The sequence below is a fragment of the Pseudomonas sp. NIBRBAC000502773 genome (assembly GCF_006517195.1).
Taxonomy (GTDB): Bacteria; Pseudomonadota; Gammaproteobacteria; order Pseudomonadales; family Pseudomonadaceae; genus Aquipseudomonas; species Aquipseudomonas marginalis.
In genome coordinates this window covers 5,675,052-5,699,450 of the sequence record NZ_CP041189.1, presented here as the reverse complement: position 1 = coordinate 5,699,450, position 24,399 = coordinate 5,675,052, and the positions used below count along the sequence as shown (strand labels likewise).

At 62.6% G+C, this 24,399-nt stretch carries 25 protein-coding genes and 2 pseudogenes; 16 read left to right on the top strand and 11 right to left on the bottom strand.

The features are described from left to right. The 4 genes from NIBR502773_RS26485 to hpaA form a co-directional block, all read right to left on the bottom strand. A complete protein-coding gene (locus tag NIBR502773_RS26485) occupies positions 1–933 on the bottom strand; it encodes a transporter (RefSeq protein WP_168209013.1) in 933 nt (310 codons plus the stop codon). Positions 934–1,001: 68 nt separating this feature from the next. Then, entirely contained in the window at positions 1,002–1,982 is a 981-nt protein-coding gene (locus tag NIBR502773_RS26480) for a helix-turn-helix domain-containing protein (protein ID WP_065939661.1), read from the bottom strand. A gap of 167 nt (positions 1,983–2,149) precedes the next feature. Next, the gene (gene hpaR / locus NIBR502773_RS26475) at positions 2,150–2,572 is read right to left on the bottom strand and encodes a homoprotocatechuate degradation operon regulator HpaR (protein WP_027603497.1); all 423 of its coding nucleotides are present in this window, start codon (positions 2,570–2,572) and stop codon (positions 2,150–2,152) included. A 172-nt stretch (positions 2,573–2,744) separates the two neighbouring features. Beyond that, positions 2,745–3,650, bottom strand: a complete 906-nt coding sequence (gene hpaA, locus NIBR502773_RS26470) for a 4-hydroxyphenylacetate catabolism regulatory protein HpaA (protein WP_027603496.1) — start codon at positions 3,648–3,650, stop codon at positions 2,745–2,747. Between the two features lie 161 nt (positions 3,651–3,811). Between hpaA and NIBR502773_RS26465 the strand changes: the two genes are divergently transcribed. Genes NIBR502773_RS26465 through hpaI form a run of 8 tightly spaced genes read left to right on the top strand, consistent with a single transcriptional unit; the run spans position 3,812 to position 11,047 of the window. Continuing rightward, positions 3,812–4,480 carry a fumarylacetoacetate hydrolase family protein gene (locus NIBR502773_RS26465; protein ID WP_141157335.1) on the top strand — a complete coding sequence of 223 codons (669 nt, stop codon included), beginning with the start codon at positions 3,812–3,814 and terminating at the stop codon, positions 4,478–4,480. Then, complete coding sequence (locus NIBR502773_RS26460) at positions 4,477–5,247, top strand: fumarylacetoacetate hydrolase family protein (RefSeq protein ID WP_065947990.1); 771 nt, start codon at positions 4,477–4,479, stop codon at positions 5,245–5,247. The genes NIBR502773_RS26465 and NIBR502773_RS26460 overlap by 4 nt, the downstream gene beginning before the upstream one ends. 5 nt (positions 5,248–5,252) lie before the next feature. Next, complete coding sequence (gene hpaE / locus NIBR502773_RS26455; protein ID WP_141157334.1) at positions 5,253–6,713, top strand: 5-carboxymethyl-2-hydroxymuconate semialdehyde dehydrogenase; 1,461 nt, start codon at positions 5,253–5,255, stop codon at positions 6,711–6,713. 49 nt (positions 6,714–6,762) lie between these two features. Continuing rightward, complete coding sequence (gene hpaD / locus NIBR502773_RS26450) at positions 6,763–7,620, top strand: 3,4-dihydroxyphenylacetate 2,3-dioxygenase (RefSeq protein WP_141157333.1); 858 nt, start codon at positions 6,763–6,765, stop codon at positions 7,618–7,620. Positions 7,621–7,665: 45 nt separating this feature from the next. Then, complete coding sequence (locus tag NIBR502773_RS26445; protein WP_141157332.1) at positions 7,666–8,058, top strand: 5-carboxymethyl-2-hydroxymuconate isomerase; 393 nt, start codon at positions 7,666–7,668, stop codon at positions 8,056–8,058. Between the two features lie 51 nt (positions 8,059–8,109). After that, a complete protein-coding gene (locus NIBR502773_RS26440; protein WP_141157331.1) occupies positions 8,110–9,414 on the top strand; it encodes an MFS transporter in 1,305 nt (434 codons plus the stop codon). Between the two features lie 12 nt (positions 9,415–9,426). Next, on the top strand, positions 9,427–10,230 hold the full coding sequence (gene hpaH / locus NIBR502773_RS26435; protein ID WP_141157330.1) for a 2-oxo-hept-4-ene-1,7-dioate hydratase: 804 nt from the start codon (positions 9,427–9,429) through the stop codon (positions 10,228–10,230). Between the two features lie 13 nt (positions 10,231–10,243). After that, a complete protein-coding gene (hpaI, locus tag NIBR502773_RS26430) occupies positions 10,244–11,047 on the top strand; it encodes a 4-hydroxy-2-oxoheptanedioate aldolase (protein WP_141157329.1) in 804 nt (267 codons plus the stop codon). Between the two features lie 41 nt (positions 11,048–11,088). Here the strand turns inward: hpaI and hpaR (NIBR502773_RS26425) are convergent, their stop codons facing one another. Continuing rightward, positions 11,089–11,511 carry a homoprotocatechuate degradation operon regulator HpaR gene (hpaR, locus tag NIBR502773_RS26425; RefSeq protein WP_027603487.1) on the bottom strand — a complete coding sequence of 141 codons (423 nt, stop codon included), beginning with the start codon at positions 11,509–11,511 and terminating at the stop codon, positions 11,089–11,091. 239 nt (positions 11,512–11,750) lie between these two features. On the opposite strand from hpaR (NIBR502773_RS26425), the gene NIBR502773_RS26420 reads away from it, so the two are divergent. The 6 genes from NIBR502773_RS26420 (at position 11,751) to NIBR502773_RS26395 (ending at position 16,626) form a co-directional block, all read left to right on the top strand. Continuing rightward, on the top strand, positions 11,751–13,049 hold the full coding sequence (locus NIBR502773_RS26420; protein ID WP_027603486.1) for an FAD-binding oxidoreductase: 1,299 nt from the start codon (positions 11,751–11,753) through the stop codon (positions 13,047–13,049). A gap of 31 nt (positions 13,050–13,080) precedes the next feature. After that, on the top strand, positions 13,081–13,446 hold the full coding sequence (locus NIBR502773_RS26415) for a cupin domain-containing protein (RefSeq protein ID WP_141157328.1): 366 nt from the start codon (positions 13,081–13,083) through the stop codon (positions 13,444–13,446). A gap of 57 nt (positions 13,447–13,503) precedes the next feature. Beyond that, positions 13,504–14,163: a LuxR C-terminal-related transcriptional regulator gene (locus tag NIBR502773_RS26410; RefSeq protein ID WP_092488332.1), complete on the top strand. Its 660-nt coding sequence runs from the start codon at positions 13,504–13,506 to the stop codon at positions 14,161–14,163. An 85-nt stretch (positions 14,164–14,248) separates the two neighbouring features. After that, on the top strand, positions 14,249–15,070 hold the full coding sequence (locus NIBR502773_RS26405; RefSeq protein WP_065923951.1) for a molybdenum cofactor biosynthesis F family protein: 822 nt from the start codon (positions 14,249–14,251) through the stop codon (positions 15,068–15,070). Beyond that, entirely contained in the window at positions 15,063–15,863 is an 801-nt protein-coding gene (locus NIBR502773_RS26400; protein ID WP_141157327.1) for an SDR family NAD(P)-dependent oxidoreductase, read from the top strand. The genes NIBR502773_RS26405 and NIBR502773_RS26400 overlap by 8 nt, the downstream gene beginning before the upstream one ends. Then, positions 15,856–16,626, top strand: coding sequence for an SDR family oxidoreductase (locus tag NIBR502773_RS26395; RefSeq protein WP_141157326.1), 771 nt, complete (start codon positions 15,856–15,858; stop codon positions 16,624–16,626). Before NIBR502773_RS26400 ends, NIBR502773_RS26395 begins: the two co-directional genes overlap by 8 nt. Positions 16,627–16,649: 23 nt before the next feature. Here the strand turns inward: NIBR502773_RS26395 and NIBR502773_RS26390 are convergent, their stop codons facing one another. The 4 genes from NIBR502773_RS26390 to NIBR502773_RS26375 all read right to left on the bottom strand — a co-directional run bounded on the left by NIBR502773_RS26390 (position 16,650) and on the right by NIBR502773_RS26375 (position 20,438). Then, complete coding sequence (locus NIBR502773_RS26390; protein ID WP_141157325.1) at positions 16,650–17,279, bottom strand: TetR/AcrR family transcriptional regulator; 630 nt, start codon at positions 17,277–17,279, stop codon at positions 16,650–16,652. Between the two features lie 15 nt (positions 17,280–17,294). Beyond that, positions 17,295–18,257 (bottom strand): transcriptional regulator FeaR, encoded by a 963-nt coding sequence (gene feaR / locus NIBR502773_RS26385; protein WP_065939648.1) that lies wholly within the window; start codon positions 18,255–18,257, stop codon positions 17,295–17,297. Between the two features lie 116 nt (positions 18,258–18,373). Next, on the bottom strand, positions 18,374–18,994 hold the full coding sequence (locus NIBR502773_RS26380; protein WP_141157324.1) for a DUF3156 family protein: 621 nt from the start codon (positions 18,992–18,994) through the stop codon (positions 18,374–18,376). Continuing rightward, entirely contained in the window at positions 18,939–20,438 is a 1,500-nt protein-coding gene (locus NIBR502773_RS26375) for an APC family permease (RefSeq protein ID WP_141157323.1), read from the bottom strand. The genes NIBR502773_RS26380 and NIBR502773_RS26375 overlap by 56 nt, the downstream gene beginning before the upstream one ends. Before the next feature lie 291 nt (positions 20,439–20,729). Here NIBR502773_RS26375 and NIBR502773_RS26370 point away from each other — a divergent pair, with 291 nt between their 5' ends. Next, a complete protein-coding gene (locus NIBR502773_RS26370) occupies positions 20,730–22,058 on the top strand; it encodes a hypothetical protein (protein ID WP_141157322.1) in 1,329 nt (442 codons plus the stop codon). A gap of 46 nt (positions 22,059–22,104) precedes the next feature. Here NIBR502773_RS26370 and NIBR502773_RS31445 read toward each other — a convergent pair. Continuing rightward, positions 22,105–22,392 (bottom strand): annotated as a pseudogene (locus tag NIBR502773_RS31445) (methyl-accepting chemotaxis protein); the annotation flags it as partial. Between the two features lie 9 nt (positions 22,393–22,401). Beyond that, positions 22,402–22,644: pseudogene (locus NIBR502773_RS31440) on the bottom strand (PAS domain-containing protein); the annotation flags it as partial. Between the two features lie 683 nt (positions 22,645–23,327). Here NIBR502773_RS31440 and NIBR502773_RS26360 point away from each other — a divergent pair. After that, positions 23,328–24,305, top strand: coding sequence for a helix-turn-helix transcriptional regulator (locus NIBR502773_RS26360; RefSeq protein WP_141157321.1), 978 nt, complete (start codon positions 23,328–23,330; stop codon positions 24,303–24,305). Positions 24,306–24,399 lie beyond the last annotated feature (94 nt).

The following is a 24,399-nucleotide window of genomic DNA, read 5'->3' as shown; positions in this document are numbered from 1 at the left end:
TTAGAAACTTTGAGAAATGCGCAGTGCCACGGTGTAACCCTCGGCACGGTTGCGGGCATCGGTTTCCTTGTAGGCGTGCAGCCAAATGGGCGGCAGACCGGGCTTGAAGTAACTCACGGCCGGCCCGACAGCCAGCACCCGCGCCCGGTTGCCCGATTGCAGCCCCGGCGCGTCGTCATCGCTGAACTGACGGTAGTAGTAACCGCCCAGGCCCAGGGTCCACGGCCCTACATGCTGGCCCACGGCAAATTCGTGGCGGTATTCGACACCGTTCTTGTAGTCGGTCGCGGGGTTGCGAGTATTGACGTCCACCTCAAAGCTTGAGGAAACCTCGAAGCCACTGTCGGTGATGTAGGTGGCGTTGACGATCGGCGAGAACGTCCAGTGATTGAGCCCTGGGGAAATCAAACGATTCTTGTCGTAGTCACCGGTGGGCGCCTGGATCTGCAGTTGCGTGTTGATAAACAGGTTCGGCGACAGATTCCATTGCAGGATCACCGGCAGAAACTGCATGTCGGCCATTCGAAACGGATCGGCCTCCAGGCTCAGCGGGCCGGCCGGGGTCGGTACCTTGACGGAAGCGTCCATCTTGAAGAACGGTACCACCACGCCGAAACCATAGTTGGCGCCCAGCACCGTGTGATCGGTCATGCGCATGTAGGCGACGCCGATGGACAACACATCCAGTGAGAAGTGGTTGTCGACGGAGCGACCGTTACGGTCCTTCTGCACATTGGCCGAGTAAAACGCCGTGCGCAGCCCTACGGTCCCGAACGGCGTGGCCGGCGGCATCATCCCCGCGCCGAAATCGTAAACGCCGACAGCGGTGGTCGGCGCACCGTTCTCGGTGGCCTGGACACTGGCGCAGCAACCCAGCAGCCCCAGGGTGAACAGCGTCATGCGTGTGGCGCTTGCATTATTGTGGTGAATCATCGAATGCCCCTCCCATCAAGTGGTGTGGGCCATCCTAGTAACGCGCAGAGTGCGGCGGTTATCCGTTTTCAGCAGAGTTGCGTGCGACGCAGGGTCTGGGAAGGGCTTTCGCCGAACATGGTGCGGTAATCGCTTGCGAACCGGCTCAAATGCCAGAAGCCCCAGCGCGCTGCGACTTCCTGTACGCCGTGGGCTTGGGTGCTGGTTCGCAGTTCGCGGCGCACCGCATTGAGGCGCAGTGCCCGCAGATAGGCCACCGGGTTGATGCCCAGGGTCTCCTGAAAACAGTACTGGAGTTTGCGCCGGCTGGCGCCGATGTGGTTGCACAGGTCGAGGATCGACAGCGGCTCGTCGAGGTGACTCAACGCATATTCGCGGGCGCGATCGACCATCCTTTTGCGCGCCGTGGGGTTGAGGGGTGGCGCCTGGTCCGGGGCGATCAACTCCAGCATATGCAGCATCACCGCATCGCGGATGCCGCGGCGGATCGAGTCATGCCCGAGCACGGCATCACAGCCCGCCAGCTCGTCGAACAACGCCGCGAGGTCACGTTGCACGGATGAATCACCCAAACGGTAACACCTGGGAAGATCGGTAATTCGAAACTGAATGCCCTGGCACTCCAGCACATGTTCCAGGGCGTGCTCTTCGATGGCCACGCCGAGCAGGTCCAGGTGCTGTGGAGTGTGCAGCTCGGGCAGGTTTTCACCGTGGGCCACCAACAGGCTGGGCTCGTGGATCGGATGCCCCGAGCAATACACCGGGCCGTCGGCACTCAAGGGAATGCTGAAGGTGATCGCACCTTTCCAGGCCACACCACTCTTGACCATGGCCTGATTAGAGCGGTCGCGCACCAGTTGCATCCAGTCCGAGCGGAACTCCAGCAACTCACCGGCAAAGGAGCCGGGTGACAACTGATCGTAGCGAACCTGCCAGCCGCCCATGTTACGAGCGTGCTCGTCGATGTCGCTGGTCAGGAAACGCTGGAGGGGTAAAGCCGGTGGAAGCACCACCGAGGCCGCAGGCATCTGCACATTATTATTGTTCATTGACCTAACCTTTTTCAGTTGCAAGGCTTACAGGTCGTATCGCACGCAAGTTCCATTCCGAACCCGGGGCAGCGCGTGCATGTGTGCCGAAAATGGATAGTGAGGATGTGCGCACGCGATGCCAGCCTCGGGCAAACACGTTCACCTGTTAATGATTTTTTTCACCTTCAAGGCTTGATGTTTTTCAGCTCATTGAGCAAGTCCAGCAGCTGCTGCATTTTCTCCGCGCCAAACTGCGCTTCGATTTTCTGGTAGTTGCTTTCCATGCCCTCGCTCATGGAGACGAAACACTGCTGGCCGCGCTCGGTGAGGCCCACGAACACCCGGCGCTGATCCTGGCTGGACTTCTGCCGGCGCACCAGGCCGTCGCGCTCCAGGCGCGTCAACACTCCGGTCATGCTCGGTTTCAGGATGCAGGCCTGCTGGGCGAGTTGATGGCTTTCGAGTTCGCCCTGCTGGCGCAGGATCCGAATGACCCGCCACTGTTGCTCGGTCAGTGCATGCTTGTTCAGCGCCGGGCGGAAGAACGCCATTGCGGCTTCACGGGCTTGCAGCAGGGTCAGGGTCAGCGAAGGTCTGGGGTTGGCCATATCGGCACCAATTGGATGGGCGAGTCGGCAGCTTAGTGTCGCCGGCCAACCGCTGCAAGCGGCCTGGGGCTGTGAAAAGTACAATCGGTTCGGCGTAAAAGCCATTCTGTTGCACCGCGGCGATGCTCATGATGATCCGCACAAGATCAACAAGACCTCCCTTATGCCTGGCTCAACGCAATCCCGATTGGCGCTGGCGGTACTCCCCCGGAGTGAGCTGGGCGTAACGCTGGAAAAAACGACTGAAATAGGCCGGGTCCTTGAACCCCAGCTGATAGCAGATCTCGTTGGCCGAGCTGCCGGTAAACAGCAGCAGGCGCTTGGCTTCCTGCATCAGGCGCTCCAGGATCAGGCGCTTGGACGGCAGGTCAGCAATACGCCGGCACACGTCATTGAGCCGCGCCTCTGTCACGCCGATGCCCTGGGCATAGCGCGACAACGGCCAGTGTTGCTGGTAGTGCGCTTCGATCAGCTCGTTGAAGCGGTGGAAGATTTTCAAGTCTTCGTGACGGGCGGGCGTGGCTTTCAACGAGTTCGAACACAGCCGCAACAGGCTGATCATGATCAACCGCGTCAGGCTGTCCAGGGCTGCGCTGCGCCCGGAACGCTGGGCTTTTACCTCTTCGCGCAGTTCCTCGAACAGATAATCCAGGCGGCGGATATCGCCCGCGTATTGCGGCGCCAACTGCGTCAGTGCGACACACGCGGCCGGCAATTGCACACCGGCCGGCGCCAGGCTGGCGTCGGCTTCGATCAGTTGCCACACCAGTTGCTGACGCACCGTCAGCACATGCCCGTCACTGTCGGCCTCGGTCACAAACGAGTGCGGCACCGTGGGTGGCGTGAGGAAGAACATCGGCCCGGACTCGACGTATTGCTGGTCGTCCAGGTACACGCGCACGGTGCCGCTTTTTACGTAGTGAACCTGGAAGAACCGGTCATGCCGGTGAACGGGCATGTTGCGCCCGAAGAAATCCGCCAGGTTGGCCAGCTTGTCGTAATGGACTTCGGCGTCGCTGTAGCGCTGGTCGTACACCTGGCCAATGTTGATGTTCGGGATGGGTTGACGGTCGCTCATCGCACGCTACTCGTTTTTATTGTGATTGCCCTGATGCTGCGGTGCTCACCCTGCAAGCACCCCGTGGACAGTCTACACCCTTGACGATAGTTAACATCTTAATTATAACTGTTAACACATTAACTAAATGCAAGGCCGCCATGGCCCTGCCAGGAGAACCCATGAGCCGTGCCTTGCATGACATCGCGACCGGCACCCTTTTCGGTGTCGCGCTGAACTACCAGGGGTTGCTCAAGCAGCGCCTCGCCGAATTCGAACAGCCGCCGTACCAGAAACCGCCGGTCAAGCCGGTGCTGTTCATCAAGACGCCCAACACCCGCAACCAGCACGGCGCCGAGGTGGTGCATCCCGGCCAGGGCGAACGCCTGCAACCTGGGCCGGCATTAGGGGTGGTGATGGGCAAGAGCGCCAGTCGCGTCAGCGCGGCCGAAGCCCTCGACTACGTGGCCGGCTACACCCTGGTCAATGAGTTCAGCCTGCCGGAAGACAGCTACTACCGCCCCGCCGTCAAAGCCAAATGCCGCGATGGGTTCTGCGCCATCGGGCCCGAGCTGATCCCCACCGCACAGGTCTCGAACCCGCACAATCTCGCGATCACGCTGTACGTCAACGGCGAGGTTCGCCAGCACAACACCACGGCCAACTTCGTGCGCAATATTCAATTGCTGATCGCCGAGATCAGCGAATTCATGACCCTGCACGCAGGCGATGTGCTGATCACCGGCACGCCCGAAGGCCGGGTGGATGTACAGCCCGGCGACACCGTGGAGGTCGAGATCAGCGGCCTCGGCCGCCTGGTCAACCACATCAAGGCAGAGGAGCTCCCATGAAACACGCCCGTATTCGCTTTGAAGGTGAAGTCCATTCGGTACAGGTCGAAGCTGAAAACGCCGTGCGCCTGGCTGACGGCCGCCTGCTGGCCGAAGACCAGGTGCAATGGCTGCCACCGGCCACCGGCAGCATGTTCGCCCTGGGCCTGAACTACGCCGACCACGCCGCCGAACTGGCGTTCAAGCCGCCGACCGAACCCCTGGCGTTTATCAAATCCGTGGGCACCTACACCGGCCACAACCAGGTGACCTGGCGCCCGGATAACGTCGCCTATATGCACTACGAGTGCGAGCTGGTGGCCGTCATCGGCAAGCCGGCGCGCAACGTCAAGCGCGAAGACGCCCTGGATTACCTGGCGGGCTACACGGTGTGCAACGACTACGCGATTCGCGACTACCTGGAAAACTACTACCGGCCCAACCTGCGCGTGAAGAACCGCGACGCCACCACCCCCGTCGGCCCATGGATCGTCGATGTGGCCGATGTGCCGGACCCGAGCAACCTGAAACTGCGCACCTGGATCAACGGCGAGTTGCGCCAGGAAGGCAGCACCCAGGACATGATTTTCGACATTCCCTACCTGATCGAATACCTGTCCAGCTTCATGACCCTGCAACCCGGCGACATGATCGCCACCGGCACTCCCGAAGGCCTGGCCGACGTCGTGCCGGGCGATGAAGTGATTGTGGAAGTCGAAGGCGTAGGCCGCCTGGTTAACCGAATTGTCAGCGAAGCGGCGTTCTTCAGCGCCCGTAAAGAGGCTTGAGCAGCATGATCAAACATTGGATCAACGGCCGTGAGGTCGAAAGCAAAGACGTGTTCGTCAACTACAACCCGGCCACCGGCGAAGCCATCGGTGAAGTCGCCAGCGGCGGCGCCGAGGAAGTCGCGCAAGCCGTGGCGGCGGCCAAGGAAGCCTTCCCGAAATGGGCCGGCACCCCGGCCAAGGAACGGGCGCGCTTGATGCGCAAGCTGGGTGAACTGATCGAACAGAACGTGCCGCACCTGGCCGAACTGGAAACCCTCGACACCGGCCTGCCGATTCACCAGACCAAAAACGTATTGATTCCTCGCGCCTCGCACAACTTCGATTTTTTCGCCGAAGTCTGCACGCGTATGGACGGCCACAGCTACCCGGTCGATGACCAGATGCTCAACTACACCCTGTATCAGCCGGTGGGTGTCTGCGCGCTGGTGTCGCCGTGGAACGTGCCGTTCATGACCGCCACCTGGAAAACCGCGCCGTGCCTGGCCCTGGGCAATACCGCGGTGCTGAAAATGTCCGAGCTGTCGCCGCTGACCGCCAACGAACTGGGGCGCCTGGCGGTGGAAGCCGGAATTCCAAAAGGCGTGCTCAATGTCATCCAGGGTTACGGCGCCACCGCCGGCGATGCCCTGGTGCGTCACCCCGATGTCCGCGCGATTTCCTTCACTGGCGGCACTGCCACCGGCAAGAAAATCATGCAGACCGCCGGGCTGAAAAAGTACTCCATGGAACTGGGCGGCAAGTCGCCGGTGCTGATCTTCGAAGATGCCGACCTGGAACGCGCCCTCGACGCTGCGTTGTTCACCATCTTCTCGTTGAACGGTGAGCGCTGCACCGCCGGCAGCCGGATCTTTATCCAGGAAAGCGTGTACCCGCAGTTCGTCGCCGAGTTCGCCGCGCGCGCCAAGCGCTTGATCGTCGGCGACCCGCAGGACCCGAAAACCCAGGTCGGCTCGATGATCACCCAGGCCCACTACGACAAGGTCACCGGCTACATCAAGATCGGTATGGAAGAAGGCGCCACCCTCCTCGCCGGTGGCCTGGAGCGCCCGGCCAACCTGGCGGCGCATCTGAGCAAAGGCCAGTTCATCCAGCCCACGGTGTTCGCTGACGTGAACAACTCCATGCGTATCGCCCAGGAAGAGATCTTCGGTCCGGTGGTGTGCCTGATTCCGTTCAAGGACGAAGCCGAAGCCTTGCAACTGGCTAACGATACCGAATACGGCCTGGCGTCTTACATCTGGACCCAGGACATCGGCAAGGCGCATCGTCTGGCCTATGGCATCGAAGCGGGCATGGTGTTCATCAACAGCCAGAACGTGCGCGACCTGCGCCAACCGTTCGGCGGCGTGAAGGGCTCCGGCACCGGCCGTGAAGGCGGCCAGTACAGCTTCGAAGTGTTCGCCGAGATCAAGAACGTGTGTATCTCGATGGGCAGCCATCACATTCCACGCTGGGGCGTCTGAGCAACACCAGTCCCCCGACGACAACAACAACAATTTCAGGAGCATCATCATGGGCGAAGTCGTCCTGGCGGCGAAAATCTGCCACGTACCCTCGATGTATTTGTCGGAGCTGCCTGGCAAGCACCACGGCTGCCGCGAAGCGGCGATTGCCGGGCACAAGGAAATCGGTCGGCGCGCCCGCGAGCTGGGCGCCGATACCGCCGTGGTGTTCGACGTGCACTGGCTGGTCAACAGCGCCTATCACGTCAACGGCGGCGAGCACTTCAAGGGCATCTACACCAGTAACGAACTGCCGCACTTCATCAAGAACATGGCCTACGAATACCCCGGCTGCCCGGAGCTGGGCGAGCTGATCGCCGCCGAGGCCAACGCCGCCGACGTGCGCACCCTGGCCCACAACATCCCGAGCCTGGAGCTGGAGTACGGCACCCTGGTGCCGATGCGCTACATGCACATGGGCGTACCGGACGAGCAGACCTTCAACGTCGTTTCGATTGCCGCCTGGTGTGCCTGGCATCGCCTGCAAGACAGCTTCACCTTCGGCGCCGCCGTGCGCCGGGCCATCGAGAAGAGCGACCGTAAAGTCGTGGTGCTGGCCTCGGGGTCGCTGTCGCACCGTTTCTCCGACGACCGCAATGCCGAAGCCAATATCCATAACTGGACCCGTGAATTCGACAAACAGGTCGACCTGCATGTGGTGGAACTGTGGCGCCAGGGCCGCTGGAAAGAGTTCTGCGCCATGCTCCCGGACTACGCCGAGCATTGCTTTGGCGAAGGCAAGATGCACGACACCGCCATGCTTCTCGGTTTGCTCGGCGGGCCGGACTACGACAAGCCGGCCGAGATCATCACCGAACCCTTCGGCAGCTCGGGCACCGGGCAGATCAACGCCATTTTCCCTGTTTGACCGCATGGCCGCGCGGCATCCCCGCGCAGCCTGAAGGAGCCGTTCATGCCCCACTTCATCGCTGAATACACCGACAACATCGAACAGCAAGCCGACCTGCCGGGCCTGTTTGAAAAAGTCCACGCCAGCCTGGGCGCCAGCGGCGTGTTTCCCCTGGGCGGCATCCGCAGTCGTGGCGTGCGCCTGGACACCTGGCGCATGGCCGACGGCAAGCATGACTACGCCTTCGTGCACATGACGTTGAAGGTCGGCCATGGCCGCGACCTGGCGACACGGCAGCACGTCGCCGAGCGCCTGTTCGAGGTCATCACCGAGCACTTCGCCGCGCTTCAGGCCCAGCGCCTGCTGGCCTTGTCGTTTGAAATGCTCGAACTGCACGAGCAGCTCAACTTCAAGCAGAACAACGTGCATGCGTTCCTCAAGGCGCAGGTCGGCTAAAGCACCCTGCCCGTTCACACCCTCGGCCTCTCAGACAAAAAGTATAAGACCATGAGCACAGCCCATACCGCCGCCCCCCTCGGCCAGGTCGCACGCGACCGTACCCACAGCACCATTACCTGGCGGCTGATGCCGCTGTTGCTGGTCTGCTACCTCTTCGCCCACCTCGACCGCATCAACATCGGCTTCGCCAAGATGCAGATGAGCGCAGATTTGAACTTCAGCGACACGGTCTATGGCTTCGGCGCCGGCCTGTTCTTCGTGGCCTACGCGCTCTTCGGCGTCCCCAGCAACATGGCCCTGGACCGTGTCGGCCCAAGGCGGTGGATTGCCACGCTGATGGTGGTGTGGGGCGTGCTGTCGACCTGCATGTTCCTGATCGACAGCGCCATGGGCTTCTATGTGCTGCGCTTTTTGCTGGGGGTGGCCGAGGCCGGTTTCTTCCCGGGCATCCTGGTGTTTCTGAACCGCTGGTACCCGGCCGGGCGTCGCGCGCAAGTCACCGCCTTGTTTGCCATCGCGGTGCCGATGGCCGGGGTGATCGGCGGCCCGCTGTCCGGCGGCATCCTTGAACACTTCCACGACCTGGGCGGCCTGCGCGGCTGGCAATGGATGTTCGTCATCGAAGGCGCCCCCGTGATTCTGCTCGGGCTGGTGGTGCTCAAGTGCCTGCCGGACAGCTTCGAGACGGTCAAGTGGCTGGCGCCGGAGCAGAAGCAACACCTGCGCGAGCAACTGCACCGGGAAGAACACCGCAAATCCATCACCTCGTTTTCCGCCATTCTCAGCAACCCACAGGTGTGGCTGCTGGTGGCGGTGTACTTCGCGGTGATGCTGGCGGTCAACACCCTGGCGTTCTGGATGCCGACGCTGATCCACGGCGCCGGCATCGGCAGCGACGGCAAGGTCGGCCTGCTGAGTGCGGTGCCGTACCTCGCCGGGTGTTTTTTCATGATCGGCTGCGGGCGTTCGTCCGACCGCCAGCGTGAACGCCGCTGGCACCTGTGCGTGCCCTTGCTGATGTCGGCCGTGGGCATTGCCATCGCCGGGCTCGCCCCCGCCAACCCGGCCGTGGTGCTGGGCGGCCTGATCGTCGCCGGCATGGGCGCCAGCGCGGCGTTGCCGATGTTCTGGCAACTGCCTCCCGCGTTCCTCTCCAATAACACCCAGGCCGCGGGGATCGCCCTGATCAGCTCGTTCGGCAGCATCGCGTCATTCTTCGCGCCCTACCTGATCGGCTGGATGCGCGACACCACCCAGAGCGCCAGCCTGGCCCTGTACGTCCTGGCGCTGCTGATTGCTCTTGGCGGCCTCCTGGTGCTGCGCACCCGGGCGGCCATCGTCAACTTTCAATAAGAGACTCTTGCCATGCTTGATCAATCGCTCATTTTGCAAGCCGCCGCGCGCCTCGACCAGGCAGAACGTTCACGCGAACAGGTGCGTCAGTTTTCCCTCGATCACCCGGCGATCACCCTCGAAGACGCCTACGCCATCCAGCGCGCCTGGGTGGAACAGAAAATCAGGGACGGGCGCAAGCTGGTCGGCCACAAGATCGGCCTGACCTCCCGGGCCATGCAGGTCTCGTCCAACATCACCGAGCCGGATTTCGGTGCGCTGCTGGACGACATGTTCTTCGATGAAGGTACCGACATCCCCTTCGAGCGCTTTATCGTGCCGCGCGTTGAGGTGGAGCTGGCATTTATCCTGGGCAAACCGCTGAAAGGCCCGAACGTGACGGTGTTCGACGTACTCGACGCCACCGAATGGGTGATCCCTGCACTGGAGATCATCGATGCACGCATCCAGCAGGTCGACCCGCACACCAAGGCGACCCGCAAGGTGTTCGACACCATCTCCGACAACGCAGCCAACGCCGGCGTGGTCATGGGCGGGCGGGCCGTGTGGCCCACCGAGATCGACTTGCGCAAGGTGCCGGCGGTGCTTTACCGCAATGGTGTGATCGAAGAGTCCGGCGTCTCCGCCGCCGTACTCAATCACCCGGCCAAGGGCGTGGCCTGGCTCGCGAATAAACTGGCCGCCTATGACGTCACCCTGCAACCCGGGCAAATCATCCTCGGTGGCTCCTTCACCCGCCCGGTGGCGGCCAACCCTGGCGATACCTTCCATGTCGACTACGACATGCTGGGGTCGATTGCCTGCCGATTCGTTTAACGGGAGAGTGCTCATGGACATGCCTGTCAACACCTTCAAACATCGCCTGCGCAGCGGTGAAACCCAGATCGGCCTGTGGCTGGGCCTGGCCGATGCCTATTGCGCGGAACTGGCCGCCAACGCCGGTTTCGATTGGCTGCTGATCGACGGCGAACATGCGCCCAACGACCTGCGCGGCCTGCTCGGCCAGCTCCAGGCCGTGGCGCCCTACCCCAGCCAGCCGGTGATTCGCCCGGTGATCGGCGACACCGCGTTGATCAAGCAAGTGCTCGACATTGGCGTACAGACCTTGCTGGTGCCCATGGTGGAGAGCGCAGAACAGGCGCGTACGCTGGTAAACGCCATCCACTATCCGCCCAAGGGCGTGCGCGGCGTCGGCAGTGCGCTGGCCAGGGCTTCACGCTGGAACAGCATTGCCGGTTACCTCGACCACGCCGATGAGCAGATGTGCCTGCTGGTGCAGATCGAAAACCGCGAGGGCCTGGCCAACCTGGAGGCGATTGCGGCGGTGGAAGGCGTCGACGGGGTGTTTATCGGGCCGGCGGACCTGAGCGCGTCGATGGGCCATCGCGGCAACCCCGGCCACCCCGAGGTGCAGGCCGCCATCGAAGACGCCATCGCGCGCATCCGCAACGCCGGCAAAGCCGCCGGCATTCTCAGCGCCGACCAGGCACTGGCGCGGCGCTACATCGAACTGGGCGCGGCGTTCGTGGCGGTGGGCGTCGACACCACGGTGCTGATGCGCGGGCTGCAAAGCCTGGCGGCGGCCTTCAAGGATTCACCGGCGCCTGCCAGCGCGGCCGGCGGCGTCTACTGACGCAGCCTCGCTTGCGCTCGGCAGCTGTGGGGCTAGCTTAACTAGCGCTTGAGGGTTTTCAGTTCGTTGAGCAAGGTCAGCAAGGTCTGCAACTTCTCTTCGCCAAACCCCGCCTGCAAGCGCTGGTAATTGGCTTCCATGCTCTGGCTCATGGAGTCGAAACAGGCTTGGCCCTTCTCGGCCAGCCGCACCAGCACGCGGCGTTGGTCCTGTTGCGCCTTGCGCCGCTCAACCATGCCTGCCGCTTCCATGCGCACCAGCACTCCGGTCATGCTCGGCTTGAGGATGCACGCCAGCTCGGCCAGGCGATTGATCTCAAGCTCCTCATGCTGGCTGAGGATCCGAATGACCCGCCATTGCTGCTCGGTCAGTCCGTGTTGATTGAGCGAAGGGCGAAAAAACCCCATGGCGGCTTCACGCGCATGGAGCAAAGTGAGGGTCAGGGATTGGCGCGGTTTGGACATGGATGGCGGCGTCGCAATTGGTTAACAGATTAACAACATTCTAGCATTGGCGATTGTTACCCGTGTGCGGCTTTACCGCGCGGCCGGATTCAAGGTTGATGATTGGCAGCCACGGTCAAGAGCGGCGGCACACAGAATCAAGACACCTACCGCGCGGAAGGCACCTAATACACCCCAACAGGCACAGAGCTTCGTGTCGGCTCTGCAGTGAGTTTCCCTTCACTTTTCCAGGCTGCGCCATGATCAATATCGAAACGCCGACCTACTACTCGGCAACCAAGAAATACAACCTCAGCTTCCCCACCCTCGAACAGGACGTGGAAGCCGATGTGGTGGTGATTGGCGGCGGTTTCTCCGGCATCAACACCGCACTGGAACTGGCCGAAAAAGGCATCACCAACATTGTGGTGCTCGAAGCGCGCTACCTGGGTTTCGGCGGCACGGGTCGCAATGGTGGGCAGATCATGGCGGGGATCGGCCATGACCTGGAGAAAATCAAGAACCAGGTCGGCGACGAAGGCCTGCGCCAGATCTTTGAAATCAGCGAGCTGGGCGCCGGCATCATCAAGGATCGCATCGCCAAGTACGCGATCGACGCCGACTTCTGCCACGGCTACGGCTACATGGGCTTCAACGCCCGCCAGGAAAAAACCCTGCGCGCCTGGGAGAAGGACTTCAAGTCGATCAACACCAAGGACGAAATCCGCTTTATGGCCGGCTCCGAGGTCAAGCAGATCATCGGTTCCGACGCCTATACCAGCGCGCTGCTGCACATGGGCGGCGGGCACGTGCACTCGCTGAACCTGCTGCTGGGCGAAGCCAAGGCCCTGGCCGGCCACGGTGTGCGCATCTTTGAGCACAGCCCGGCCCTGGAAGTCAGTTATGGCGAACGCATTACCGTGCGCACCGGCCGAGGCTCGGTCAAGGCCTCCAAGTTGCTGTGGGCCTGCGACAGCTTTCTCAACAAGCTGGAACCGGAACTGCACAAGACCACGGTCAATACCTACGCCTTCCAGTTGATGACCGAACCCCTATCCGACGAGCTGATCAACCGCATCAGCCCGATACGCGGCGCCTACAGCGATATCCGCCCGGTGATCGACTACTACCGGGTCACCAACGAAAACCGCTTGCTGTTCGGTGCCGCCACGCCTTTTGTCGAACACATCCCGCTGGACCTCAAGGCCTGGAACCGCAACCTGATGCTGAAGATTTTCCCCTACCTCAAGGACGTGAAGATCGACCTGGCGTGGGGCGGGCCGATGGCGACCGGGGCTAACCTGTTCCCGCAGATCGGCACGCTCAGCGGGCGTCCGAATGCCTTTTATGTGCAGGGCTACGCCGGCTTCGGGGTCACGCCCAGCCACATCATCTGCAAGGTCCTGGCCGAAGGCATGAGCGAAGGCTCGTCGCGCTACGACCTGATCAGCGCGGTCAAGCATGCGCAGATCCTGGGCAAGGACCATATCCGCCCGCTGCTGCTCACGGCCGGCAAAAGCCTTCACCAACTTTCGGGCTACTTCAACGGTCGCCGTTGAGCCCCACTGTTTCATTCACAGGAGAACTGCCATGCCCGTTACCACCCTGAAGAAAGACATCCAATTATCCGACCTCGATGCCTGGGGCACCGTTGCCGACCTCGGCTCCGAGATCCTCGAAGGTGAAGTCAAAGCCTTTGGCAAAATGACCTTCGGCGCCCCGACCGACGCCGTCAGCAGCGCCTATTTCGGCACCACCCAAGGCAAGTTCCGCATGGTCTACCCGTTCGCCGAACAAGCCACGGTGGTCACCGGCGAAGTGGTGCTGACCGACGAAAGTACTGGCCAGAGTACCCGCTACAAAGCCGGCGACAGCTGGTTCGTGACCCAGGGCACACCGGTGCTGTGGGAAGTGGTGAGCGAGAGTTTTGTGAAGCACTATTTCGCGGTAGTCTGATCGCTCCCCTCTGCCGGCTTCGGCCGGCAGCGTTTGTTCCGGCGCAGGTGACTGACCATGCACGCCATCCCCGCTCAGGAAGTCGCCGGCCATTGCCTGCAGGCTTTCACTCAACTGGTGCCCGCCAGCCAGGCAGCGTTCTATTGTGTCGACCGCCAGTTGCAGGCCCGTGATTTCAGGCTGCAAGGCATGAGCGGTGAGATGCACCGCGACTACCTCGACAACTACCGCCAATTCGACCCGTTGCAACCGCGCAATTGCCTGTCCAGCGGGCTGGCGGTGGTGCCGCTGGGGTTCGCCATGGCCCGCCAGCCCCTGCGTGACAGCCGCCGCTATCAAGACTTCCTGCAACGCTATGGTGTGGTCGATGTGGTGGAGATCGTCGCCCATCGCGCCGACCAGCCCCAGGCGGCCATCTCCTTGCTGCGCACGGCGGAGCAAGGGGTGTTTACCCCCGACCAACTGGCTCAGCTCAATGCCTTGCAGGCGTTGCTGCAAATGGCCGTGGCCAATATGCAGCCCTGCGACGATGCATTGGCCGGGCTCACGCCCAAAGAGCGCGAGATTGCCTGGTTATTACGCCAGGGCGCGAGCAACAAGCAACTGGCCCTGGAGCTGGATGTCGGCCTGCCGACCATCAAGACCCACCTGATCCACCTGTTCCGCAAGATGGGTGTCAGCAGCCGTACCGAACTGGTCGCCGCGCTGTTTCTGTAAGCCGCCTCAACCCTTTGGTTGATAGGCGCGCCAGGTTGCCAACCGCATGATCCGGGGTGTCCATTCCCTCAACCGGAGCCATGCAATGACCACTTCATCCGACTGGATCACCGTAGGCGCCCTCGCCGACGGGTTTGCCCCCGACGCGTTTATCCTGCCCAACCTTGCCGACCTCAACGGCAAGGCCTTCACCCTGCACTTCGCCAACGGCTGGCAGATCGAGCATCGCTTCGACACCGAGCAGTTGCACTGGCACGCCGCCGATGGTCACTCCAGCGGTTCGGCCGCCTACCGCGCCACCTCGGTCCGCCCGGGCCTGTACCTGGTCGACTTCATCAAGCATGAAGCCGGCCAGGCTTGGTCCATCAGCCTGGTGCTGGACACCACCACGTCGTCGTTCACCGCCGTGATCGGGCGCATGCCGGACCGCGAACAAACCGAGCAAGGCCTCTACAGCCGCGCCCTGGCCGGCAAGGCCCTGACCTCGGTGGACGTGGACTTCCTGCACGGCAGCCTGGATCAACCCTGGCAGCCGGGCCAATGCCCCCACGCGCCCACCCAGGAACTGACCGGCCTGCGCAACCTGTATCGCTACAGCCCCAGCGAAGTCTACGAGCACATCTACCTGAACGATCAGTTCTATGCCTGGCAATGCCTCAAGGGCGTGGAGCAAGGCCTGTGCGATACCGACCGCTGCCACTACTACAAGATCGCCGATCAGCTGTACCTGTTCGTCTGGCGCGAAAAAATCATCCCGACCCTCGGCCTGGTGCTGATCGACCTGCAACAGCACCGCAGCGACGGCAAGATCTTCGGCTATGCCGGCGCGTCGTTCGATGAGCTGTCGAACTTTCCGGTCAGCTCCTACTGCCAAGTGCTCAACCGCACGGAGTATCCCGATGCCTGATCCACGCACCGTTGTCATCACCGGTGCCGGCACGGGCATCGGGGCCGCCTGCGCGCGCTTATACGCCGCCGAAGGCGCCAACCTGGTGCTCATCGGCCGTCGCCGCGAGCCGCTGGAACAAGTTGCACAGGACACCGGCGGCCTGGTGCTGGTCGGCGATGCGGCCTGCCCGGCCACCTGGGAGGGTTTCGTTGCGCAGATCGGTGAGCGCTACGGCCGCCTCGATGTGCTGCTGGCCTGCGCCGGCGGGCATGGCGTGGGCAGCGCCACCCAGACCAGCCCACACACCTGGGAGGCGGCCTTGCGCAGCAACCTGGACAGCGCGTTCTACAGCGCTCGCGCCTGCCTGCCGCTGCTGATCGAAAGCGCCGGCAATATCGTGCTGCTCGGTTCCATCGCCTCGCTGGCCGCCGGACCCGAAGTATGCGGCTACACCACCGCCAAGCATGCGCTGCTCGGGCTCAATCGCTCCCTGGCGCGGGATTACGGCCCACGCGGTGTGCGGGTGAACGCGGTGTGTCCCGGCTGGGTTACCACGCCCATGGCCGACGAGGAAATGCAGCCGCTGATGAGCTTCCACGGCGACACCCTGCCGCAAGCCTATGCCCGCGTATGCGCCGACGTGCCGTTGCGGCGCCCCGCCAGCGCCGAGGAAATCGCCAAGGTATGCCGCTTCCTGGCCAGCCCGGATGCCGCGATCATCACCGGCGCCAGCGTGGTCGCCGATGGCGGTTCGAGCATTGTCGATGTGCCCACGCTGGCTTACGTCCATATGGAGCGTGCACATGCCTGAAGACTTGGATTTCAGCGGCAAGACCGTGCTGGTCACCGGCGGCGCCCAGGGTATCGGCCAGGCCATCGTCGAGGCGTTCGCCTGGCGTGGCGCCCGCGTCATGATCGCCGACCTGCGCCTGGCACAAGCCCAGGCATTGGCCGAGGGCTTGAGTGCGCGCGGCTGCCAGGTCGAGGCCATCGCGCTGGACCTGGCCGAGGCGACGGCGGTGTTCGAAGGGATCAAGGGCATAGAGCTGGCCTGGGGTCGCCTGGATATCCTGGTGCACAACGCCGGCTACTTTCCGTTGACAGCGTTCGCGCAGATCACTCCGGCCATGCTTGAACGCACGCTGGCGGTGAATCTCTCAGCCCTGTTCTGGCTGACCCAGGCCGCCCTGCCGATGTTTCAACGCCAGGGCGGTGGCTGCGTGCTGGTCACCTCATCGGTCACCGGGCCACGGGTCGCCTATGCGGGGCTCAGCCACTACGCGGCGTCCAAGGCCGGGGTCAACGGTTTTATCCGCAATGCCGCGCTGGAGCTGGCGACTTACCAGGTGCGCGTCAACGGCGTCGAGCCAGGGATGATTGCCACGCCGGCCATGGATAACCTGGGCGACAGCCAGGTCAATGCCGACATCGCCAGCCGCGTGCCCCTGGGACGCCTCGGTGCCGCTCAGGATATTGCCGGGGCCATGCTGTTCCTGGCCTCCGACCTGGCGACCTACATCACCGGGCAGACCATCGTGGTGGACGGCGGCTCGACGTTGCCTGAGGTGAAATGACCTCTGTCGGGATGTAAACCGGATCAAATCTGGGAGGGGCGGTGTATCCGTTGAATAGCGCTCGCCCCTTCAAGCAGCGACAGTGAATCACTGAACACCCGCGACAACGCCGCAAGCCGTTTGACATAACCCTGGGGCGTCGAATAGATCAGCTCCACATGCAGGCTGTCGACGATACCCAGGTAAGCGTCACAAAACACCTCGAGCGCCTCGGGTCGTACCATCCGGTACCGCCCTTGCGCGGCACGCTGGAAATCCTCGCGAATGCTCGCCAGGTAGCCCTCAAATCCTGTCGTAATCACGCTGCGAATATCCGCCGGCGGAAAGTAGGCCGTGCGCAACAGGAAGCGCAGGTGCGCCGACCCTGCATAGCGCCCGCGCAACCGCTCAAGGTGCAATTGCCCAGGCACGCCGGGGTGCCCGGCCTCTTCCTTGAAGCACTGCGCGATGTACTGGTGTTCATGGGCCAGGGCAATCTCGAAGACCGTCTGAAACAGCGCGTCCTTGCTGACAAAGTGCGCGTACAGCGAGGCCTTGCGCATGCCCGCCCCGACCGCGATTTCGTTCAGCGATGAAGCGTCGTAGCCATAAGCGGCAAAGTGTTCAACCGCGACTGCGCAAATGTTATGGGCCGACAGGGTGAGCGGTTTCATTGATCCATCGATACCCTACGCCGCACCGACCGCTTGCTGCAGATGAGTGGAACGAAAATCCTTGGGCGACAGTTCGAATTGCTTCTTGAACGAGCGGCTGAAGTGCGCGGAATCGGTGAAGCCCCACTTGTAGGCAATCGAGGTGATCGACTCGCTCTTGAGAAACGGGTTGGTCAGATCGTCCGCGCTGCGTTTGAGCCGCGCACGCTGGATGTAGCGGCAGACGCTGTCGTCCTGCTCTTCAAACAAGCGGTACAAATGCCGCACCGAGATGTTCAGGCGGCTGGCCAGGCCCACCGGGCTCAGGCCGGGTTGGGTCAGGGACTCGTCGATGACTTTCTGCACATAACTGCGCAGGTTACTGCCGTGCAAGGATGTGGCGCTGTCGCCTGGAGCGTCATGCAGTTCAAAGGCTGAACCGAGCAGGGAAACAAACGCCGCTTGCAGCGCCTCGGCCTCTTCAATCGAATCCTGACCCTCCAGGCCCTCGCGGCACAGCTGGTCCATCAACACGTGGAGCATGCGCCCGCAGGCCTTGCTCGAAGAGATCTTGCCGAAGGTCTTAGAGGCGCTGCCCAGCTGCTTGCACACTTCATTGCGCGAGAGTGACAGCGAGGCATGTTCGATAAGACCAAAGGGGCTGATCTCGATCGAACCCGTGGAGTCCATCAGCAGCATATCGCCGGGGGCCAATTGAATGACCTGGCCGTTCTGGGTGATCTGGCAATAGCCACTGCGCTGGCTGACCAGGAAGCAATGCTGGTCCATATCGTGATCGGCATTGGGCCGCTCGCGTTTGATCAGGCCGGCGTTGGTGCGCAGGTTGGCCAGTGACAGGCCGCCCCGGGAGTGCTTGGACACCTCACCGATGAACAGTGAGCGGTTGAAGGCCAGTTCCGTGTCGAAATGGCCGCAGGCCGCTCGCAGATCCCGAGTCCAGGTTTCCAACCCATAGTGCGCAGACTGATAGGTGCTCATGGCATCTCCACAATGGTTTCTTGTTTTTGTCGGCCAATAGTTAACATGTTATCTATATAGGCGCAACAAGTCCGTGATACCGACTGTAGAAGCACTAATGATGCCAATTCCTCGACTCAGCGCGCGCCCAATACCCGCTGCAAACCCGCCAGCACCGTCAACAGCCCAGCACGTTGCGCGCCGCTCAAGGGGATGTAGCGCCGGAGCGCCGGCATGCGGTTGACCACCTCGCTGCCGCCCATGTGTTCAAGCCGTACGTGCCATTGCTGCCCGCTCAAATCGAGGTGCAGGCGCTTGAAGTCCAGCCCCATCAACGCTTGATGCAGGTCGGGGTCATCGTTCAAGGCCGCCTGGAGCCTGGCCAGCAAATCCGGCGCTCCCGCCCGTTGCCGACAGGCCAGCCCCGTGCGCCGGATCGACCCGCTGTGGTGCAGTTCAAAACGCGCGCTGCCCTGCTCTGAGGCAGGCACCGTGAACCTGAATTCGGTCATCACCAGGTGCATCAGCAATTGCGCTTCGGTGCGCTCGGCCACATCCACCTGAAGGCCGATGTCGTCCAGGCAAAACCTTGCCTGAGCAGGCCCCGTCGAGGTGAAACTCGCCAGCCCGAGGTTGCGCCGCACGTACTCAAGCGTGACCCCAGGCCGGTAACCGGACGGGGCCCGTTGGGCGCTGAACAGCTCAGACAGCTTTTGCAGCCTGCTCGAGATAAGGGTTGTGAGGGTTGCCAGGCTCATGGGAAAACTCCTTGGCCAGCACTTCTTCTACCGAAGCCGGCTTGAATGGATTGACCTTCTGTACCACCAGTGTCCAGAACAGCGCGTATGAAGCTGTGATCCCGAGCATCACCCCGAACGGCACATAAATGTCCGCAGGGTTCATGCCCGGCGGGGTAATGAACCACATGCCCAGCAAGATGCCGACGCTGGAAAGGATCTGTGGCAACGGGAAGAACGGCGAACGATAGGCCCGTGGCAGGTCCGGACGACGAATGCGCAGGATGACCACCGACAGCGTCACCAGCAGGTAAGAGAAACTCCACGCACACACCGCCGCCAGCACCAAGTGCATGATGTTGTCAGTGTTGCCGCCCAACCACAGGGCATACAGGCACGGAATCAGCATCGCCACCAGGATGCACAGCAGCGGCGTCTTGAAGCGCGGGTGCAAATAAGTGAAGACCTTGGGCAACGCGCCGTCCACCGCCATGCCGTAGAGAATCCTCGGCACGCCCGCCATCAACGTGTTGATGGTGGCGGCACCGGCGAACAGGAAACCGATCCCCAGCCACAACGGGCCAATATCGCCCATGACCTGCTGGGCAAAGCGTGGGATCGCCATGGGCGTGTCGAGCAGGTGCACGCCGGTGGCGGCATCCAGCACCACGTTTTCCACCTGGCGCTTCATCGCCGCGCCATAGATGAACATGCAGGTCGCCACGCTCAACAAGCCGAAAATCATGGCCTTGGGCATGACCTTGGCCGAATTGCGCAGGTCCGGGGCCAGCGGCGTGACGAACTCGCAACCGACGAACATGAACATGGCCATGCCCACCAGCGACAGAATGGTGACCAGGTCGGTACCCACCAGCGATACGCCGAACCAGCCCTCCAGCTGCACCGCCGGTGCGGCGATCAGGCCGAGCACGCCGAACACCATCAGGGTGGTCCACATGCCGAAAGTCAGGATGATCTCGGCCCTGCCGAAGGCGCTGACGCCAAAGGCATTGAGAATGCCGAACACCACGACAAACCCCACCCCCAGCAACCAGGAGCCACCGGCGGACTCCGCCAGGGTGTTGAGGTGCTCGAAGTTCACCAGGGCCATGACCCCGGACAGAATCGTCTCGGCCGTGCCGGCGAACACGTGCACGATCAGGTACGCCGACAGGGTGCCGGTGATCGCAAAGAAACGGCCCATGCCGCAATTGATGTAGTCGTAGACCGAGCCGGTGGTCGGCAGGATCGAGGCGGCCTCGGCGAAGGTGGTCGCCTGGGCGAGCATCATTACCACCGCAATCAGCATGGCCACCGCGAAGGCGCTGCCGCCGATACCGAAGCCCATGGTCGCGGTGAGAATCACCGGGCTGGCCATGATCAGGCCAATGGTGCTGGCCAGCGCGGTCGGAAACCCGACGCTGCCGCGTTTCAAATGCTGTGTGAGCCGGTCATTGATCGACATGGTGCGGATCCTCGAAAGCGGATTTCTGAGTGGATGCATCGAGCCGTTCAAGGAGCCGGCGATAAAGCCCTCCCCAGCCAGTCCCTGATCGAAACGGCATCGTGCGCAAAATCACTGTGCACTTCCCGAGCACCGAGCGTCTTGCCCATGTCTGCCGTGGCTTTTGTTGCTGCCTGCCAAGGCATACGGCTTGGCGGGCAGGATCAATTGCGTGGCACGCAGGTGAAAGACTTCCTCCGCCTGGGGTCATCTTAATGCGCCCTCGACTTAACCAAGCTGGGGACTATAACAATGGAGCACACCTTGAAAATACGCACGCAATCCTTGGCCGTCGGCCTGGGTATCGCGCTGTTGATCGGCCATTCACCGGCCCAGGCCTATGAGCTGTACGCCGACGAGGACACCCACCTGAATGCGGACTTCCTGGCGGTCTACGGCCTGTTCAACAGCCGTCACAACTACGACGGTACAGCGGGCGGCTCGACCTGGCGCGAGGGTTTCATCAAGTACGGGGTGAGCGGCGACCAGGGCCTGGCCGGGCACGGCACCGCGTATGGCGCGCTCAATTGGGTCAGCTCCGGCACCTGGGGCGACGGCGATGCGGCGGGCAACACCGATGGCAGCGAACGCACCACCAAAATCGAAGACGCCTACCTGGGATGGCGCTCGGCCGACCTGTTCCCGGCGCTGGGCAAGGACGGTGTGGATTTTTCCGTCGGGCGCCAGGTGGTGAAGATCGGCCGGGGTTTCCTGATCAACGACGACGGCCCCAACCTGGGCAAGGGCCCGGCTGACGGCGCGCTGAACCGTGGCGGCGCCTATTACCTGGCGGCACGCCACGCGTTCGACCGCACGGCGGTGCTGCGCCTGGGCGGGCAAGAGGGCCTGCACGGCTCGGTACTGTGGCTCAAGTCGGACAACCGCGCCCAGGCCGAAACCGAACTGGCGGCGGGCACCCTCGACTACACGGCCGCCGCCGGCACGCTGGGGCTTACCTGGGTCCACGGCATGAACGTCACCGACCAGTGGGCCAGCGACTTCCAGAAACAGCGCGAGGGCCTGGACACTTACAGCGTGCGCGGCGAAGGCAGCGCCGGTATCGACAACGCCAGCTTCGCCTTCGAATACGCCTGGCAAGACAAGGACGCGGGGCCGGAAAAAGCCTGGTACGCCGAGGCCGGCTACACCTTTGCCGATGTCGGTTGGTCGCCAAAAGTGACCTACCGCTACACCCGCTACTCGCAAAAATGGGACCCGCTGTTCACCGGGCTCAGCACCGGCTACGGCACCTGGTTCCAGGGTGAAGTCGCCTCCAACTATGCCGGCCCGTTCAACAGCAATACCGGCATCCATCACGTCGGTCTCAAGGCGACGCCCCTGGAGAACCTGACGGTCGGCGCGCTGTACTTCGACTTCAATACCCTGCGCAAACACGACGCGCTGAACCTCGATGCTCGGGAGCTGGACCTGTACGCCGAATGGGCGGTCAACAGCCACCTGATCATCAGCCCGCTGGTGGGCATCTACCAACCCAAGAAGGATGCCGACACCGGTGGTAACCAGGTGGGTGGCAACGGCACCAACCTCTACAGCCAGCTGACCGTGGCCGTGCCCTTCTGACCCCGTTTCAGGAGCTGCGCGACGCAGCTCCGTCCTAACGTTCGTGCTGGTGCAGCATCGTCTGGATCTGATGGGTCGCCTGACGGGTGTTTTCCGCCAGCTTGCGCACCTCATCGGCCACCACCGAGAACCCGCGCCCGACCTCGCCGGCCCTGGCCGCCTCAATGGCGGCGTTCAAGGCCAGCAGGTTGGTCTGGTCGGCAATGCCCTTGATCACACTCACCACCGTGGCGATCTGGCCGTAGGTGGCCTGATTGTGTGCGAGCAGCTGTTGATGGGTGGTCTTCGCCGACTGCTCATCGCTGATGTCACGCACCGCGCCGACCACCCGCATCAAACGCCCCTGCGCATCACGCAGCGCCCGCCCGCGCTCCCTGCACCAGATGTAGTCACGGGTCTTGTGGCGCATCCGGTATTCAAACACGTACTCACCGCTGCCCTGGGGCGCAAGGATTTCCCGGTCGAAGATCGCCATGATCTTCGGCAGGTCATCGGGGTGGGTGATGCTGACCTGCGCGTCCCAGCCGTCGGGCAGCTCATGGGGCGCGTAGCCCAGGAGCAGGCGGAACTGATTGAAAATCCGCATGCGGCTGGCGGGATCCTGCACGTCACCGTTGACCACGGTGATGTCCCAGCAGCCTTCGGTCATGGTGCAGAGCAGCAGCTCCCAGATCTGCGTCTCGTGCTGATGCGCAAGGGCGCGCTGCGCATGCTCGCGCAACTCGGCTTCCAGCGCCTGTTCACGCTGCCCGGCCTGCTCCAGTTGCCGGCGAAGCACGGCAAGTGCCTGTTCGCTGCGCGCCCCTTCGGCAGCCTGATCGCGGGCTGATTCCTCGAGCAACAGCAACTGCCGCGCAGCCTGCGCACGTTGTGTGGCGAGTTGCTCCAGGTCGGCCTGCACCGACGGATAAGCGTGCAGTGCCTGGGTTCCCAACACCTCCCCCGCCAGCAGTTGCTTGAGGACGGCGGCAAGGTCCTGCATCGGCTGTTTTTTCTTGAAGAACATCGGCCTGGCCCTTTCTGATCGAGTCGAAACCCCGGATCTGATCGCAAACCGAGCGTGATTGCTTGTACGAGCCTGCAAGGCCTTTGCGCGTGGCTGCCATCCAAAAAGCCCTGCGTCGAGCGCTATCGTGCATCTGTAGGATGGTGATCGGCTTTCAACCCGTCGATACTTGTCCCCAGGCCCTGCCCACGTCCAAACGACGTTCCGGCCCTTAATGACTTCGTGACGAAAACAATAAGAATGTCGCACAGAGGTACATACGAATGAGCCGTCATGATCATGGTCACGCCAGCCTGCTGGAGGCATTCAGCGCGATGACACTGGAGCTCCAACGCCTGGCGCAGGACAAAGACATAGAACACTTCCACGAAGCGGCGCTGAGCTGCATCCGCCAGTTGCTGCCCTTCGACAGCGCCTGGTGGGGCCGGGCTGCGCTGATTGACGGCCTGCCGGAAGAACACAGCTCGTACCTCTACAACCTGCCCCGCAGCTACCTGGCCGATTGGCAATCGATTCGCCATATCGATGTGACCATCGCCAGGGTCCACGACGTGCCGGGGCAGGCGGTCATCGTCGACATGCGCAATCCCGCCAACGGGCCCGGGCTCAACTGGCTCGGCACGTGCTACGCGATTGGTGAATTGCTGTGCGTGGTGTACATCGACCCGCAAACCCACCTCAGCGATCACCTCGCGCTCTACCGTGCGCCCGACGCCCCACGCTTTACCGAGCAGGACTGCCTGCTGCTGAACAACCTCATGCGGCATCTGGTGGCGGCGGTCTCGGCCAATCAGATTCGTACCCTGGTGGCCATGCGCGAAGCGCTGACCCACCCGCGCAATCTCGCGCTTGCCGTGTGCGACCAGCGCGGCACCCTGCACTGTGCGGAACGTGGCTTCGTCGACTTGCTGCTGAGCGAATGGCCGGACTGGACCGGCCCTTGCCTGCCGGTCGCGATGGACGCCGGGGGCTATGACGGCAAGCACCTGCAGGTCGAGGCCTCGACGGTCGGCGACCTGCTCCTGCTGGCTGCCCGCAGCCGTACGGTGCTGATGCAACTGAGCCCTCGGGAGAATGCGGTGGCCCAGGGTTTCGGCGAAGGCAAGACCTACAAGGAAGTCGCCCGCGACCTGGGCATGTCGCCCAATACAGTGCGCCATCACATCCGCGCCATCTACAGCAAACTCGGGGTCAAGGACAAAGCCCGAATCGCCCACCTGCTGCACGCCCCGCCTGATTGATCGGCACCACTGACCCGCGCTGACTTTTTCGCTGTCGTTTTGACGGCTACGGGACACCTTTGCGCTTTTTTTGTCCCCCCTGCCACCCACGGGC

Excerpts from the sequence above, each read along its gene's own strand:
- NIBR502773_RS26405 (WP_065923951.1), top strand. The coding sequence starts at position 14,249 with ATGACCACTTCATCCGACTGGATCACCGTAGGCGCCCTCGCCGACGGG.
- hpaR (WP_027603497.1), bottom strand. The coding sequence starts at position 2,572 with ATGGCCAACCCCAGACCTTCGCTGACCCTGACCCTGCTGCAAGCCCGT.
- hpaH (WP_141157330.1), top strand. The coding sequence starts at position 9,427 with ATGCTTGATCAATCGCTCATTTTGCAAGCCGCCGCGCGCCTCGACCAG.
- NIBR502773_RS26410 (WP_092488332.1), top strand. The coding sequence starts at position 13,504 with ATGCACGCCATCCCCGCTCAGGAAGTCGCCGGCCATTGCCTGCAGGCT.
- hpaI (WP_141157329.1), top strand. The coding sequence starts at position 10,244 with ATGGACATGCCTGTCAACACCTTCAAACATCGCCTGCGCAGCGGTGAA.
- NIBR502773_RS26465 (WP_141157335.1), top strand. The coding sequence starts at position 3,812 with ATGAGCCGTGCCTTGCATGACATCGCGACCGGCACCCTTTTCGGTGTC.
- hpaD (WP_141157333.1), top strand. The coding sequence starts at position 6,763 with ATGGGCGAAGTCGTCCTGGCGGCGAAAATCTGCCACGTACCCTCGATG.
- NIBR502773_RS26370 (WP_141157322.1), top strand. The coding sequence starts at position 20,730 with ATGGAGCACACCTTGAAAATACGCACGCAATCCTTGGCCGTCGGCCTG.
- NIBR502773_RS26485 (WP_168209013.1), bottom strand. The coding sequence starts at position 933 with ATGATTCACCACAATAATGCAAGCGCCACACGCATGACGCTGTTCACC.
- NIBR502773_RS26440 (WP_141157331.1), top strand. The coding sequence starts at position 8,110 with ATGAGCACAGCCCATACCGCCGCCCCCCTCGGCCAGGTCGCACGCGAC.
- NIBR502773_RS26360 (WP_141157321.1), top strand. The coding sequence starts at position 23,328 with ATGAGCCGTCATGATCATGGTCACGCCAGCCTGCTGGAGGCATTCAGC.
- NIBR502773_RS26400 (WP_141157327.1), top strand. The coding sequence starts at position 15,063 with ATGCCTGATCCACGCACCGTTGTCATCACCGGTGCCGGCACGGGCATC.
- NIBR502773_RS26390 (WP_141157325.1), bottom strand. The coding sequence starts at position 17,279 with ATGAAACCGCTCACCCTGTCGGCCCATAACATTTGCGCAGTCGCGGTT.
- NIBR502773_RS26380 (WP_141157324.1), bottom strand. The coding sequence starts at position 18,994 with ATGAGCCTGGCAACCCTCACAACCCTTATCTCGAGCAGGCTGCAAAAG.
- NIBR502773_RS26415 (WP_141157328.1), top strand. The coding sequence starts at position 13,081 with ATGCCCGTTACCACCCTGAAGAAAGACATCCAATTATCCGACCTCGAT.
- NIBR502773_RS26460 (WP_065947990.1), top strand. The coding sequence starts at position 4,477 with ATGAAACACGCCCGTATTCGCTTTGAAGGTGAAGTCCATTCGGTACAG.
- hpaE (WP_141157334.1), top strand. The coding sequence starts at position 5,253 with ATGATCAAACATTGGATCAACGGCCGTGAGGTCGAAAGCAAAGACGTG.
- hpaA (WP_027603496.1), bottom strand. The coding sequence starts at position 3,650 with ATGAGCGACCGTCAACCCATCCCGAACATCAACATTGGCCAGGTGTAC.
- NIBR502773_RS26420 (WP_027603486.1), top strand. The coding sequence starts at position 11,751 with ATGATCAATATCGAAACGCCGACCTACTACTCGGCAACCAAGAAATAC.
- feaR (WP_065939648.1), bottom strand. The coding sequence starts at position 18,257 with ATGAGCACCTATCAGTCTGCGCACTATGGGTTGGAAACCTGGACTCGG.
- NIBR502773_RS26445 (WP_141157332.1), top strand. The coding sequence starts at position 7,666 with ATGCCCCACTTCATCGCTGAATACACCGACAACATCGAACAGCAAGCC.
- NIBR502773_RS26480 (WP_065939661.1), bottom strand. The coding sequence starts at position 1,982 with ATGAACAATAATAATGTGCAGATGCCTGCGGCCTCGGTGGTGCTTCCA.
- NIBR502773_RS26375 (WP_141157323.1), bottom strand. The coding sequence starts at position 20,438 with ATGTCGATCAATGACCGGCTCACACAGCATTTGAAACGCGGCAGCGTC.
- NIBR502773_RS26395 (WP_141157326.1), top strand. The coding sequence starts at position 15,856 with ATGCCTGAAGACTTGGATTTCAGCGGCAAGACCGTGCTGGTCACCGGC.
- hpaR (WP_027603487.1), bottom strand. The coding sequence starts at position 11,511 with ATGTCCAAACCGCGCCAATCCCTGACCCTCACTTTGCTCCATGCGCGT.